We start from the raw sequence: 13,775 nt of genomic DNA on the forward strand, positions 1-13,775 counted from the left end.
TGGGGATGTCCGACCTGCTGGGGTTCGTGCTGAGTGGACTGGTCTCGGGCGCGCTGTACGCGCTACTGGCGACCGGGCTGGTGCTGTCGTACTCGGCCTCGGGGCTGTTCAACTTCGCGCACGGCGCCACCGCCTATCTGTGTGCGCTGGCCTTCTACGAGTTGCACTCCGGGTTCGGCTGGCCGGCGGTGCCGACGGCGTTGCTGCTGGTGTGCGTCGTCGCGCCGGGGCTGGGTTGGTGCCTGGACCGGCTGATGTTCCGCAAGCTGGCGCGGGTCGGTGAGACGGCCCAGATCGTGGCCACCATCGGGCTGCTGGTGGCGCTGCCCGCGCTCGGGCTGTGGATCGTGGAGCTGCTCGAGGACGCGGGGGCACCGGTCAAGCCGGCCGAGAACCAGTTCGGGCTGCCCGGGGTCGGGCCGAGCCCGGCCGTGTCCTGGCAGCCCATGGACGGGGTCGGGATCGACTCCGACCAGCTGATCACCTGGGTGGTGACGGCCGTGGTGGCCGTGGGGCTGTGGGTGCTGATGCGGCACACCCCGCTGGGGCTGCGGCTGCGCGCGGCCGTCGACAACCGGTCGCTGGTGGAACTGCGCGGCATGAGCGCGGACCGGCTGTCGTCGGTCGCGTGGATGGTGTCGAGCGGGCTGGCGGGGCTGGCGGGTGTGCTGGCCACTCCCCTGCTCGGCCTGTCTGCGCACGACTTCACGCTGTTCCTGTTCGTGTCGGCGACGGCCGCCGTGCTGGGCCGCTTCGCCTCGGTCCCGCTCGCCTTCGCGGGCGGGCTCGGGCTCGGGGTGCTGCAGAACCTGGTCGCGGGGTACGCGTCGTTCGCCGAGCAGATCACCGGATTCCGTACAGCCGTACCGTTCCTGATCCTCTTCGCGGGGCTGCTGGTGCTGACCCGGCGGCAGCGGACGGCGGGGACGACGACGATCGACGCACCGCCGGTGGACCACCTGGCGGGACGGTCGTGGGTACGGCGGTGGGGTCCCTGGACGGTGGCGGCCGTGCTGCCGGCGGTGGCGCTGTACACGGTGACCACGCCTTTCTGGAGCGGCATCATCGCCCAAGGGCTTGCGATCTCCCTGGTGTTCGTGTCCTTCACGGTGGTGACGGGGCTGGGGGCGATGGTGTCGCTGGCGCAGGCGACGTTCGTGACGGCCGCTGCGCTGGTGGCGGGGCTGCTGATGAGCCACGGGTGGCCGTTCGCGGCGGCGGCCGCCGTGGGCACGTGCGCGGCGGCCGTGCTGGGCGCGCTCGTGGCGCTGCCCGCGCTGCGGCTGGGCGGCAGGTCGCTGGCCCTCGCGACGCTCGCACTGGCCTTCCTCGCGGATCAGGTGCTCTTCCAGATGGGTTGGCTGAGGAACGGCGACACGGGCTGGGCGATCCCCCGGCCCGTCCTCGGCCCGCTGGACCTGTCCGACGACCGGGCGATGGGCGTGGCGATGATCGTGCTCGTCACGGTGGTCGTGGCGGCACTGAGCGCGTTGCGTGACTCGCCGTCCGGGCGGGCCATGCTGGCGGTGCGGTCGGCCCCGGCGGCCGCGATGGCCTCGGGCGTCTCCGTCGTGCGCACCAAGCTGACACTGTTCACGCTGTCCGCCGGGCTCGCGGGGTTCGGGGGCGTGATGTACGCGTCGTACAGCACGAGGATCACGGCGACCGACTTCACGGCGATGACGGGGCTCGTGTGGCTCGCGGTGGTCGTGGCCGCGGGGGTGCGGCGGCCGCAGTACGCGGTGGTGGCCGGGGTGGTGTTCGCGGTGATGCCGCACGTCATGGCGGACCATGTGACGAAGTCGGCGCATCTGCCGGTGATCCTGTTCGGGCTGGCGGGGCTCGCCCTGGCCAACGATCCGGACGGGTACTGTGCGGCGCTGCCGACACGGCTGCACCGCCGGCGGGCAGCGGCGGCAGCGCAGGGCGCCGCTCCCGAGCCGCCCGCGCCCCGGGAGGCGCCCGGCAGGGACACCGCCCTCGAACTGCGCGGAGTGCGCGCCGGATACGACGGTGCCCCCGTCCTGCACGGCGTCGACCTCGCCGTACGCCCCGGTGAGATCCTCGCGCTGCTCGGGCCCAACGGAGCGGGGAAGTCGGCCACGTGCCGGGTGGCCGCCGGACTGCTGCCGCCTCTCTCCGGGCAGGTGTACGCGGCCGGGCGTGACCTCACCAGGGAGGGAGCCGTCGGGCGGGCGCGGGCCGGTGTGCTGCTGGCGCCCGAGGGCCGGGGCATCTTCCCGGCGCTGACCATCGACGAGAACCTCGCACTCCACCTGCGGGCCAGGGGCGACCGCGAGGCCGTCTACGACCGCTTCCCCGCGCTCGCCGCCCGGCGCGGGGTCGCCGCGGGGTCGTTGTCCGGCGGCGAACAGCAGCTGCTCGCGCTCGCGCCCCTCCTCCAGCGCCCGCCCACGGTCCTGATCGCGGACGAACCGTCCCTGGGGCTCGCGCCCCGCGTGGTCGACGAGGTGTTCCGCCTCCTCGTCGAACTCAAGAACGCGGGTACGGCGTTGCTGCTCGTCGAGGAGAAGGCGGCGGAGATCCTGGAGGTCGCCGACACGGTCGCGTACCTCTCTCAGGGGAGGGTTACCTGGTGCGGGCCGCGCGCCGAGGTGGAGGAGGACCGGTTGACGGAGGCGTACCTGGGGATCGGGGCCGGCCACCGCCCCGCGAGCGGGGGGCGTGACGCGCCCGGTGACCAGGGGCACCGGCCCCAGGAGGTGCGCCGGTCATGAGCACGGACACGAGCGCCCCGGTCCTCCGGGCCACCGGCGTGGGCGTCCGCTTCGGCGGTGTGCGCGCCCTGGACGGCGTGGACCTGACGCTGAGCCCCGGCGAGGTGTGCGGGCTCATCGGCCCCAACGGGGCGGGAAAGACCACCCTGTTCGACGTCCTGTCCGGCATCCGCCGCCCCGACGAGGGCTGTGTGCTCCTTGACGGCTCCGACATCACCCGCCGGTCCCCCGTGTGGCGCGCCCGGCACGGCGTGCGGCGCACCTTCCAACGGCAGCAGCCGTTCGGCCAGTTGACGGTGGCCGACAACCTCGTCGTGGCCCAGGAGTGGCGCGGCGGTGGCGGCGGGTTCGCCGCCGACCTGGTGGGGGCGCCGTCCCGGCGGCCCTACGAGAGAGCGCGCCGGGAACGGGCCGCCGCCGTGCTGGCCGACTGCGGGCTGGACGCGGTCGCCGGGTCGTACGCGGCGGCCCTCCCGGTCGGCCGCGCCCGCATGCTGGAGCTGGCCCGCGCGGTCGCGGACCCGCCCCGTGTGCTGCTCCTGGACGAGCCCGCCTCGGGCATGACCACCGACGAGAGCCGCGCCCTGAAGTCCGTCGTGCTCCGGCTGGCGGCCGAGGAGGGCTGTGCCGTCCTCCTCGTCGAGCACAACGTCTCCTTCGTCATGGCCCTGTGCGCCCGGGTCGTCGTCCTCGACCTGGGCCGGGTCCTGGCCGAGGGGACGCCCGCCGAGGTCCGCGCGGACGCGCGGGTGCGGGAGGCGTACCTCGGCACGGGCGCGCCGGGCTGACGCGACGATCAGACGAGTTGGTAGCCGCGCAGGTTGGTCAGCAGCATGTAGGTGTTCTGGAGGGATCCGGAGGTGTCGCCCAAGGAGCGGTAGATGCCCCACTTGGGGCGGACGCGGTCGGCGAGGAAGGTGTCCACGCCGGTCTTGGACGCGTCGATGACCGTGCTCGAACCGCTCTTGAGGATCCAGCGGACCGAACCGGCCGACCCGTTGCCGACCTTGATCTGGAAGTCGACGTCCGTCCATTTGTCGTGCAGCGGATCGAGAGGGGTACGGCCGATCAGAATGTCGTCCTCGAACAGCTTCAGCTCAATGGTCTGTGCCCCGTTCACCCGGCGCAGAGACTGCACGACGATCGGCGCGGAACCCGTGCCCGGCTGCTTCATCTGCATGATGTGGGTGAAGGTGGTGGTCGCCTTCAGCGAACTCGGTATGTACATCGAGTACGTGACCCGCCAGGTCTGGCCCTCGGTCCACTTGAGGTAGTTGCTGCCGCTGCCGTTGCGCAGTCCGGTGACCTCCTGGCGCTGGCGGTCGGTCGAGGTGTCCCGGTCGACGGTGTGCATGTCGAAGCGCCAGTTGTTGCCGGTGGCGTAGATGTGCGGCGAGGCGGAGGTGTGCGAGTCGGCGCGGTCGTCCTCGATGGTCTCGAAGGCGCCGAGACCGTCGGCGCTCGCCGACGGGGACCACTTCAGCTGCCAGGAGGCGGCGTGCGCGGTGGAGGCGGCCGGGAGGCCGACGGCCGCGGCGGCGGCACCGCCGAGGGCGGCGCCCAGGAGGTTCCTTCGTGTGGTGCTCATGACTGATCACCTCGTCGTGAGTCGTGAGTCGTGAGTCGTGAGACGTGAGGCCTGAGGCCTGTGTGGGCGAGCAAGCGTTCACATACATGACCGACGTTCACTGACGCGCCCGTCGGCGGGAGTACAGGGTGTCGGCATGACGATGCACGGTCAATGGTCCAGACCGATATGACTGCACCCCCTGGGTCGATTCCGGCCATTCTGTGATTCGGACAACGGGCTGACCGGTGAGGAATGCGCCGGAGCCCGTGATCGTTGAGGATGGGAGTATCACCCGACGACTGAAGGATCGAGAGCGCGTGAGCAGCAAGGTCCCCCCGATCACCCTGAACAACGGCGTCGAGATGCCCCAGCTGGGCTACGGCGTCTGGCAGGTGCCGGACGACGAGGCGGAGCGGGCGGTCGGCACCGCGCTGGAGGCCGGGTACCGCAGCATCGACACAGCGGCGATCTACGGCAACGAAGAGGGCACCGGCAAGGCCATCGCCGCCTCCGGCATCCCCCGCGAAGATCTCTTCGTCACCACCAAGCTCTGGAACAGCGAGCAGGGGTACGACTCCACGCTGCGTGCCTTCGACGTGTCGCTGGAGAAGCTCGGCCTGGAGTTCGTGGACCTGTATCTGATCCACTGGCCGCTGCCGGCCAAGGGCACGTTCGTCGAGACGTACAAGGCCTTCGAGAAGTTGCACGCGGACGGCCGCGTCCGCGCCATCGGTGTCTCCAACTTCCTTCCGGAGCACCTGGAGCAGCTGCTCGACGCCACCTCCGTGGTCCCCGCGATCAACCAGATCGAGCTGCACCCGCACCTCCAGCAGCAGGCGGCCCGTGAGTACCACGCGGAGCGGGGCATCGCGACCGAGGCCTGGTCGCCGCTCGGTCAGGGCAAGGGCCTCCTGGAGGTCCCGGCGATCGTCGCCATCGCGCAGAAGCACGACCGCACCCCGGCCCAGATCGTGCTGCGCTGGCACCTCCAGATCGGCAACGTCGTGATCCCCAAGTCCGTGACCCCGTCCCGGATCAAGGAGAACCTCGAGGTGTTCGACTTCTCGCTCGACGCCGAGGACATGGCCGCGATCGGTGCCCTGAACGAGGACCGGCGCATCGGTCCGGACCCGGCGACGTTCAGCCTGGTCTGACGGGTACGCGATGGCCTGACGGCTACAACGAAGCGCCCCGGAACCTGACCTTGTGGTCCGGTTCCGGGGCGCGTCGTGTGTCCGGCACACCGGCCGACTCCGGTGCGCCCCGCATCCCTGCCCGACGGGGGGACGGAGACCGAACCGCGGAGGTGCGCCAGTCGGGCTGCCCGATCGGCCGTATCGTCACGCTGTTCACCACGTTGACCGAGCCGGACGACGCTCTCGAAGTCAACCGCGGCGGGCAGTGGCCGCCGTCAGCACGACTCCCGGTACGGCACGGAGGGCAGATAGCGGCGCCACTGGGCCTCGGTCGCCCCGCCCCGCGCCCGCGCGCACACCGCCTTCGCAGCCCGGCGTGGCTCCAACCACCGGGCCCGCAGCGGAAGATGGGGCGTGGCGACGCCCAGCCGGCCGCCGTCCGCGGTGAAACCCACCGCGAGCAGCGGTCCGTCACCGACGGCGAGCACGGCTCCGCGCAGCTGTGGCGAGGCCGTCTCCCATACGCGTACGGACCCGTCGGAGGCGCCGGCGGCGAGCAGCGCACCGTCGCGTGAGAACGCGAGGGCGGGCGTGGCCACCGTGGAGTCGGCGGCGACCAGCACGGCGAGCCTGCGCCAGGCACGCGCGTCCCACAGGGTCACCCGCCCCACCAGATCGGCGGCGGCCAGATACCGGCCGTCCTCGCTGAAGGCCGCCGTGTCCAGGTGGTCCTCGCCCACGACTCCCGTGCGGTATCTGCCGGTTGCCGTATCGATGCGCTTGCCGTCGCTGGTCAGCACCGTGCGTCCGCGCATGTCGATGGCCACGGCGCTCTCCTGCGGTGTGCCGATCGTCCAGCCGCCCCGCCGGGTACCGGACCACGTCACCCGGATCCCTTCATCGGTGCCGACCGCGGTGTGGACGGTGCCGTCGGGGGCGAGAGACCGTACGCCGTACCGCGGTCCGGGGGGCATCGGCTTCCCTTTGCGGTCGAACGCGGCGGCGGTCGGTGGCCGGTCCCGCCAGGCCCGGCCGAGGAGCCCGTGCAGCGTGATCGTGCGGACCACGTTGCCCTGTCCGCCCTGCCGATAGCGCAGCACGCCGTCCTCGGCATCCAGCCGGATGTCCCCGATGGCCGTAGTGAAGAGGGGGAACCTGATGAGTGGCTCGCGCGGTCCATCGTCCTGCGGGGCCGGCAGGTCCGTGCGCCAGAGGGCGAGCTGCTCGCCGCCCCAGGCCAGCGCGTACCGGCCGGTTCGGTCGAATCTCACGTTGTGGAGACCCTCCGGCGCGGGCAGCAGGGGGCGGTCACGGCCGACGCGGAAGTCCCAGGTGACGACGCCTTGGGTGGTTCCGGCCGCCAGGGCCCGCTCGTCCGGCGTGAAGGTGAGTTCGTCGGCCTGGCACAGCAGCCGCTCGGTCCCACGCGACGGCCGTCCGGGGACGCGGCGCCGCTCGACGGCGTCCCGGACGATCAGGCGCTCGCCGTCGCCGGTGCACCAGGCGAGGAAGCGGTCCCCCTCGCTCAGCGCGGGCAACGGGCCGCCCGATTCGCCGTCCGAGTACCGGAAGACCGCCTTCTCCCGCCGGAAGTCCCAGACCTCGACCGTCGCCCGGCCCGAGTCAGTGTCGGTGTCGGTGTCGGTGTCGGTGTCGGTGTGGCGTACGAGGAGGGTGCGTCCGCTCGGCCCGAACGCCGCGTCGGTGTCGGTCCAGGACCCGGTCGGGAGGAAATGGGTGCGTCCGTCCGCCAGGTCCAGGACCGTCGTTCCGCCGTCCCCCCGGTAGGCGATCCAGCGGCCGTCGGCACTGACGTCGACGACTCCCCGCGACAGACCCGGGCGCTCGACGGTCCTGATGCGGCGGTGGTCCCGTACGTCCCACTGCACGGCCTGGTTCCGTACGACGGCCGTCAGGATCCGGCCGTCGCCGCTGAGCCATACCGGCGCGTTGGGCGCGCGGACGCTCTCGGGCTGGATGAACGCGTCCTGGTCGCTCTGCGCGGCGGCCGTCCGCAGCGCCTCGCGGGTCTCCGGCAGATCGGCGGTCCGCCAGGCCGCGAGGGCGAGGCGCATCGCGGTGCGCGGATCGTCGGCGCGGAGCGTGTCCGCGAACGCCGCCACCCTGCGGGCCTCCGCCTCGTCCCGCTGCCGTGCGCTGACCCCGCTCTGCCGCCAGGCGGTCCCGCCCGCGATCACGGCCAGGCACAGCAGCACGGCCAGCGACACCGTAAGGGCCCGCAGCCGCCGGGCGACGCGGGCCGCGGTCCGTCTGCCGCGCTCGTACTCCGCGACGCTCACCGCCAGGAAGTCCGCCTCCAGAGGGCTCAACTCACCTTTTCGTGCCCGCCCTTCACCGAACGCGTCCCGTGCGGCCGTCAGCCGTAGGCCCCGGTAGAGCGCGCCCACGTCCCGGTCGAGGTCCTGCCAGGAACGAGCCGCGTCGGTGAGGTGCCGGTGCAGCCGCAGCCGGTCGCGGTCCTCGTCCACCCAGTCGCGCAGCCGCGGCCAGGCACGGATCAGGGCCTCGTGGGCCAGTTCGACGGTGTCGCCGTCCACCGTCAACAGGCGGGCCCGGACGAGGCGTTCGAGGACCGCCGTCGTCCTCGCGTCGGCCGAGAGCTCGGTCCGGTCGACCGGGCGCCGCGTGTCCTCGGTGCCGTCGCCGGGGTTCACCAGACGCAGCAGCAGCGCGCGGACGGCGGTGGCCTCGGTGGGCGGGCACCGGGCGTACACCTCCTCGGCGGTGTGGGCGACGGCCCCCTGGACGCCGCCGACGTCCTCGTACGCCTGGAGGGTGAGCGTGCGGGTGGTGCGGCGGCGCCACACCTCGCGCAGGGCGTGCGCCATCAGCGGCAGGCCACCCGGTTCCCCGGTCACGTCGGCGACGACGCGGGCGGTGAGGGCGCGTTCCACGACGAGCCGGGCGGCGACGGCAGGACGGACGACGGCGTCGCGCAACTGCCGCGGGGACATGGGGCCGACAAGCAGGGTGGAGTCGCGCAGCGCGTCGGCGAGAGGGCCGTCATCGGCACAGCGTCCGTAGAAGTCGGCGCGGACGGCGACGATCACGCGCAGCCGGCTCTCCGGTGCCAGCGCCGTGAGCAGCCGCTCGGTGAAGGCGGCGCGTTCACCGGGGTCGGCGCAGAGCGCGAAGAGTTCCTCGAACTGGTCAACGACGAGCAGGGTGTCACCGTCCCCGGAGTACGGAGTGAACAGCGCCTCGTGGGTGCGGACGGGGTGCGTTCCGGGGGTGAGGACGCGGATGGCCGCCAGGTCGGCCGACCGGCGCAGCGCGGGGATCAGTCCGGCGCGCAGGAGCGAGGACTTGCCGCTGCCGGAGGCGCCGACGACCGCCGAAAAGCGTCTGCGGGTGATCAGTTCGAGGAGTTCGGCGACCATGTCGTCGCGGCCGTGGAAGCGGTCGTGGTCATCCGGCCCGAACCGGGCGAGCCCGGGATACGGGCTGTCGCCGTGGTCGGCGGCGCGACCGTCCGTCTCCTCGGCGGCGGCCTCGCGCAGGCGCCGCTCCCACACGTCGGGGTCGCCGCCGCACACGGTGACGTATGCGCGGAGGACCGCCGACGTGGGCAGCCGCTCCCCGGCGGCCGCCGCGGACAGCGTGGGACCCGAGTAGCCGGTCCGCAGGGCCATCGCCCGGTAGGTCGGTGTGCCCGCGTCGTCGCGCAGCTTGCGCAGTTCGTACGCGAACCGCTGCACCGGACCCGCCATCGGGTCCAGCGGTTTCTCACGGCGCCCCATACGTACCCTCCCCCGGTCCCCTGGTCACGACGGCGAACCACGCTAACAACGGCCCCCACTCCCTTTGATAGGTAGGCCGGAACGGGGCTGCCCATCAATGATCCGGCGGCTGGACTCGGCGTGTCCGCCCGCCCCGGCCGACGGGGCCCGCACCGCACGGAGTCCAGCCATCGCCGCCACACAGCTCTCCCGGCCCACCCCCGCCCGCACGGCATCACCGCGCCCCCGCTCACGGCGCCGGTGGGCCGTCGGCGCCCCCGTCGCCCTGTCCCTCGTGCTCGGTCTGTGGGGTGTGCGCCGGGACGGCTCGCTGTGGCGTGACGAGGTGGTGACGTACGACATGGCACGGCGCGACCTGCCGGACCTGGCCGCGACCCTGGAGCAGGTCGACGCCGTGCACGGCCTCTACTACCTGCTGATGCACGGCCTGTTCGCGCTGTGCGACGACGCCGACCCGCTGCTGGTGCTGCGGCTGCCGTCGGTCGTGGCGGGGGCCGCGGCGTGCGGGCTGGTCGCGCTGCTCGGGCACCGGCTCGCGGGGGCGCGGGCCGGGCTGCTCTCCGGGATCGTCTTCGCGCTGCTGCCGCCGGTGCAGCGCTTCGCGCAGGAGGGCCGGTCGTACGCGCTGGTGTGCGCACTGGTCGTGTGGTCCACATGGTTGCTGGTGCGTGCCGTGGACCGCGGGACCGCACGACTGTGGGCCGGGTACACGGCGGTGCTGCTGACGGCGTGTCTGCTGCACGAGTTCGCCGTCCTCGTGGCCGTCGCGCACGCCGTGGTCGTCCCGCGGACGGCGCGTCCGGGGTGGGTACGGGCGGTGGCGGTGGTGCTCGTCGGGCTCGCTCCGCTCGCCGTGTTCAGCACGGGCCAGTCGGAGCAGGTGGCGTGGATCGGGGGCATCGGCGCGGTGTCCTGGACAGGCTTCGGGCTGATCGTGCTCGGAGCGGTCTGCGCGAGGCTCCTCGGCACGCCCCGGGTGGCGGTCGGCCGGCTGGACCTGCCCTCGCTGGGTCTGGCGCTGACCGTCCTGCCCGCCCTGGTGCTGCTGGTGGCCTCACTGGTCAAGCCGCTGTACGTGGACCGGTACGTGCTGTACGGCAACGCGGGCACAGCGCTCCTCGCCGGGGCGGTGCTGGACCGGCTGGGCTCCGGGCTCGGGACGCGTGTCGTCGCGGCGGCCCTCACGCTCGCGCTGGTCCCGGTCACTGTGGGCGTACGGACGCCGGAGAGCCGTGTGGACGACGTCGCCGCCGTCGAGCAGGCGATACGGCAGGCCGGCGTTCCGGGGGACGGCATCCTGTACATGCCGTCGCGGCGGCGGGTGTGGTCGCTGCACGATCCCGGGGCGGTGCGGGGGCTGCGCGACCTGGCGCTGGAGCGCGGGCCGGTCGCCTCCAGCACGCTGTACGGCACGGAGGCCGCCGTGCCCGTCATCCGGGCCCGCATGCTCACGGTGCCGCGGCTCGTGGCGGTGCGCGATCCCGAGGGCGAGCCGCTGGACCGGATCGCGCAGGAAGCGGTCAAGCGGGACGTCCTGGCCGCGTCCTTCGAGGAGTGCGACACCCTGCGGGTGCGGGGCGCGCGGGTCACGGTGTTCGCGCGCCCCGGGAAGTGCTGACCTGGAAACCCCGTTACCGGTTCCCGAACTCCGCCTCCGCCACATGAATCGTGTGCGCCGCCAGGACGAAGACGTCCGGCCGGTGATGCAGGCTCGCCTCGTCGTCGGGGTCGAGGAGTTGCTCGACGGTCGCAAGGTCGGACGCGTCGAGGTGTTCTCCGAGGTTTTCTCGGTAGTGCTCGAACATGGCCACGACGAACGCGCGGGCCTCGTCGGACAGCGGAGCGGGCAGGTCGAGCAGGAAGGTACGGCTGGTGGCACCGTGCAGGCCGACGGAGGTGAGCAGGCCCGGCCAGTCCTCGGTCTCCGCGACGGCGCCGGGGAGTTCGGCCCGCATCGCGGTGAACAGCTCGGCCTCGACGGCCCCGATACGGGCCTGGAGGCCGGGCCGGCCGATGCCGATGTCGCGGGGCAGGTAGCGGGCGGGGAGGCCGCCCTCCAGCAGGGCGAGGGTGCCGCCGGGCGCCAGCCGTTCGGCGAACGCCGCGAGGGCCGCCCGCTGGTCGGCGAGGTGGTGCAGGCTCCTGCTCGCCCAGAACAGATCGACCGGGTAGTCCAGGTCACCGAGCGCGTCCGGGAGGTCGCCCTCCACGGTGCTGAAGCGGTCCGCGACACCCAGGCGCTCGGCCCGCGCCCGGGCTCGTTCGAGGAGGGGGCCGGAACCGTCCGCGGCGACGACTCGCGCGCCCGGGAACGCTTCGGCCAGCACGCAGGCCACGACGCCGGGCCCGCTGCCCGCGTCGACGACGAGCCCCGGATGGGGCTGCCGCTTGCTCAGCCAGGCCGCGGCCCGCGCGTACAGGGGCGAGAACAGCTCCGCCTCCGCCTCCAGCCGCGGAGCCATCGCGGACCAGTCCCGGTCCCCGTGATCGTGGTGGTGAAGGTGGTTGCGCTCGTGGGTGTCGTGGTCGTGCTGGTGTCCCATGGTGGAGACCCTCTCGTCCGGATGCCCGTCAGCGTGCGCCGGCGCACCCGTTCACGGCAATTCTCTTTGCCGCTTCGGCAAGTCCGGGCGAGAGGTCACTTCCGGCCGGATGGCGGTCCGCCGGGGGCCGGCCCAGGAATCCTGGCCCCCGGCGGACGTCGTGCACCAGGCGCTCACATGTCCGGGGCGTGGGATCCGGACATGTGTCGGCTCACAGCGCCGGGTACGCGTTCTTCATGAGCTCCTGGAACTGGGCCGAGAACCAGTGCCCGGACAGCGGCGAGTTCGGCAGCGCACCCGACAGGTTGTTGCCGTTGCGCGGGTTGCCCGTGTAGGTCGGGTCGCACATGCGGTCGAAGCCCTTGCCCTCGTCGTTCGGGATGGACGAGCTGGACCCGTCGGACTCACCCGGAGGCTTCATCCACACGTAGGCGTCGATCCCGGCCGCCGGGTTGGCCTGCGGACGCTCGCCGAGGCCGGCTCCGGACTGGTTGCACCAGTTGCCGATGTGGATACGGCGGTCGTAGCGCCCGCCGTTGACGTACGTGTCGACGCTGGTCGTCGCGCCCGGTCCGGTGGGCCGTGCGGTGCCGCCCCAGCCGTTGCGGGAGGTGTCGATCAGCATGCCGATGCCGGCGTTGAAGCCGACCGAGACCAGCTGGTTACGGAAGGCCTGGGCGAAGGACTGCTCGTCGACGTAACGGTTCCAGTCGACCCACTTGGACTCGCGGACCGACTTGCCCGCCACGTTGTCGTTGATGGTGTAGTTGTTCTCCTTCAGTGCGCTGTAGTTCGCCGTGTTGGTGATGAAGCCGTGCACGTCGTTCACCGTGGCGCCCTCGGCGGTCGCCGCCTCCTTGAAGGTGTTGGCGGACGCGCCGAAGTTGTCGTCCCAGCCGATCCAGCCGTGGTGTCCGGCGTCGATGTAGTTGTAGACGTTGGCGACGTCGCCGAGCTTGTTCAGCGCGTATCCGACGCCCTTGACGTAGTTGCCGTTGGCCTTCATCACGTCGCACTGCGGGGTGGCCGTGGGGCGGCTGCCGGTGTTGGTGACGAGGTTGGGCAGCGAGTCGATCTCGACCGTCGTGACGATCCGCAGCGAGGCGTACTTCGGGTCGGCGAGGATCGCCGCGATCGGGTCGATGTACTGCGTCTTGTACTTGTCGATCTCCGTCGGGCCGAGTTCGCCGTTGGAGGCGAGGGCGGCGCAGTCACGTCCGGGCAGGTTGTAGATGACGAGCTGGACGACCAGCTCGTCGGAGCCCTTCTGCCGCAGCGCCTCGTCGAGGTGGGCGCGCAGACCCATCCCGCCGTTCACGCCGTTGATGGCGGCGATCCGGTCGAGCCAGACGCCCGTGGGCTGGTTGGCGATCCGGCTGCCGCCGGACTCGGCGTTGGCCTTCGCCCGCCATTCGGGGTTCACGTACACCTTGGCGCCGGAGTACGGGTTGTCGACCTTGGCGTCCGGGCCGCTGGGGTCCGGCGGATCCGTGGGACCGCTGCCGCCGTCGTCGACATTGCAGGTCACGCCGTCGAGCGTGAAGGTGGCCGGCATCGCGTTGGTGCCGCTGTAGGAGGCGTTGAAGCCGAAGCTGACCGAACCTCCGGTCGACATCGGCCCGTTGTAGCTCTCGTTGGACGCGGTCACGGCGGTGCCGCTCTGCGTGAGGTTGGCGTTCCAGCCGCTGGTGATCTTCTGGTTTCCGGCGTACGACCACTTCACGGCCCACGACGACTTGGCGGCGCCGTTGTTGGTGACCGTGACGGCGGCGGTGAAGCCGGAGTCCCACTGGTTCTGGATCTTGTAGTCGACGGTGCAGGGGACGGCCTGGGCGCCGGTGTCGTCGGGGACGGCGGCCATGGCGGTCCCGGTCGCACCGCCCACCAGCGCCAGTGCGGCGAGCAACGCCGTTCTTGTCCGGGTACGGCTCATGAGTGCGGTTTCCTCTCCGTGGGGGTTGTTCGTGCGGGTGGTCCGTGGGGGGTTGTCTGTGGGCGGGGTTGTCTGTGGGCGGGGTTGTCTGTGT

At 72.3% G+C, this 13,775-nt stretch carries 8 protein-coding genes; 4 read left to right on the top strand and 4 right to left on the bottom strand.

Translation table 11 applies throughout. The features are described 5' to 3' along the window. Positions 1 to 5 precede the first annotated feature (5 nt). Both FPZ41_RS12965 and FPZ41_RS12970 read left to right on the top strand, forming a co-directional pair. The gene (locus FPZ41_RS12965) at positions 6 to 2,738 is read left to right on the top strand and encodes an ABC transporter permease subunit (protein WP_152862189.1); all 2,733 of its coding nucleotides are present in this window, start codon (positions 6 to 8) and stop codon (positions 2,736 to 2,738) included. Then, on the top strand, positions 2,735 to 3,526 hold the full coding sequence (locus FPZ41_RS12970; RefSeq protein ID WP_152862191.1) for an ABC transporter ATP-binding protein: 792 nt from the start codon (positions 2,735 to 2,737) through the stop codon (positions 3,524 to 3,526). The genes FPZ41_RS12965 and FPZ41_RS12970 overlap by 4 nt, the downstream gene beginning before the upstream one ends. Before the next feature lie 8 nt (positions 3,527 to 3,534). Here FPZ41_RS12970 and FPZ41_RS12975 read toward each other — a convergent pair whose 3' ends face one another. Further along, positions 3,535 to 4,326, bottom strand: a complete 792-nt coding sequence (locus FPZ41_RS12975) for a Tat pathway signal sequence domain protein (RefSeq protein ID WP_152862194.1) — start codon at positions 4,324 to 4,326, stop codon at positions 3,535 to 3,537. Between the two features lie 299 nt (positions 4,327 to 4,625). Here FPZ41_RS12975 and FPZ41_RS12980 point away from each other — a divergent pair, with 299 nt between their 5' ends. Beyond that, positions 4,626 to 5,462 (top strand): aldo/keto reductase, encoded by an 837-nt coding sequence (locus FPZ41_RS12980; protein WP_322620166.1) that lies wholly within the window; start codon positions 4,626 to 4,628, stop codon positions 5,460 to 5,462. 257 nt (positions 5,463 to 5,719) lie between these two features. On the opposite strand, the gene FPZ41_RS12985 is transcribed toward FPZ41_RS12980, so the two are convergent. Continuing rightward, entirely contained in the window at positions 5,720 to 9,205 is a 3,486-nt protein-coding gene (locus FPZ41_RS12985) for an nSTAND1 domain-containing NTPase (protein ID WP_152862196.1), read from the bottom strand. Between the two features lie 97 nt (positions 9,206 to 9,302). Here FPZ41_RS12985 and FPZ41_RS12990 point away from each other — a divergent pair, with 97 nt between their 5' ends. Then, entirely contained in the window at positions 9,303 to 10,823 is a 1,521-nt protein-coding gene (locus FPZ41_RS12990) for a glycosyltransferase family 39 protein (RefSeq protein ID WP_152862198.1), read from the top strand. A gap of 13 nt (positions 10,824 to 10,836) precedes the next feature. Here FPZ41_RS12990 and FPZ41_RS12995 read toward each other — a convergent pair whose 3' ends face one another. Both FPZ41_RS12995 and FPZ41_RS13000 read right to left on the bottom strand, forming a co-directional pair. After that, positions 10,837 to 11,748 carry a class I SAM-dependent methyltransferase gene (locus tag FPZ41_RS12995; protein ID WP_152862200.1) on the bottom strand — a complete coding sequence of 304 codons (912 nt, stop codon included), beginning with the start codon at positions 11,746 to 11,748 and terminating at the stop codon, positions 10,837 to 10,839. Positions 11,749 to 11,959: 211 nt separating this feature from the next. Then, positions 11,960 to 13,681, bottom strand: a complete 1,722-nt coding sequence (locus FPZ41_RS13000; protein ID WP_152862202.1) for a glycoside hydrolase family 6 protein — start codon at positions 13,679 to 13,681, stop codon at positions 11,960 to 11,962. Positions 13,682 to 13,775: the final 94 nt, after the last annotated feature.

Origin of the sequence: Streptomyces acidicola (assembly GCF_009377235.1) — a bacterium.
GTDB lineage: Bacteria > Actinomycetota > Actinomycetes > Streptomycetales > Streptomycetaceae > Streptomyces > Streptomyces acidicola.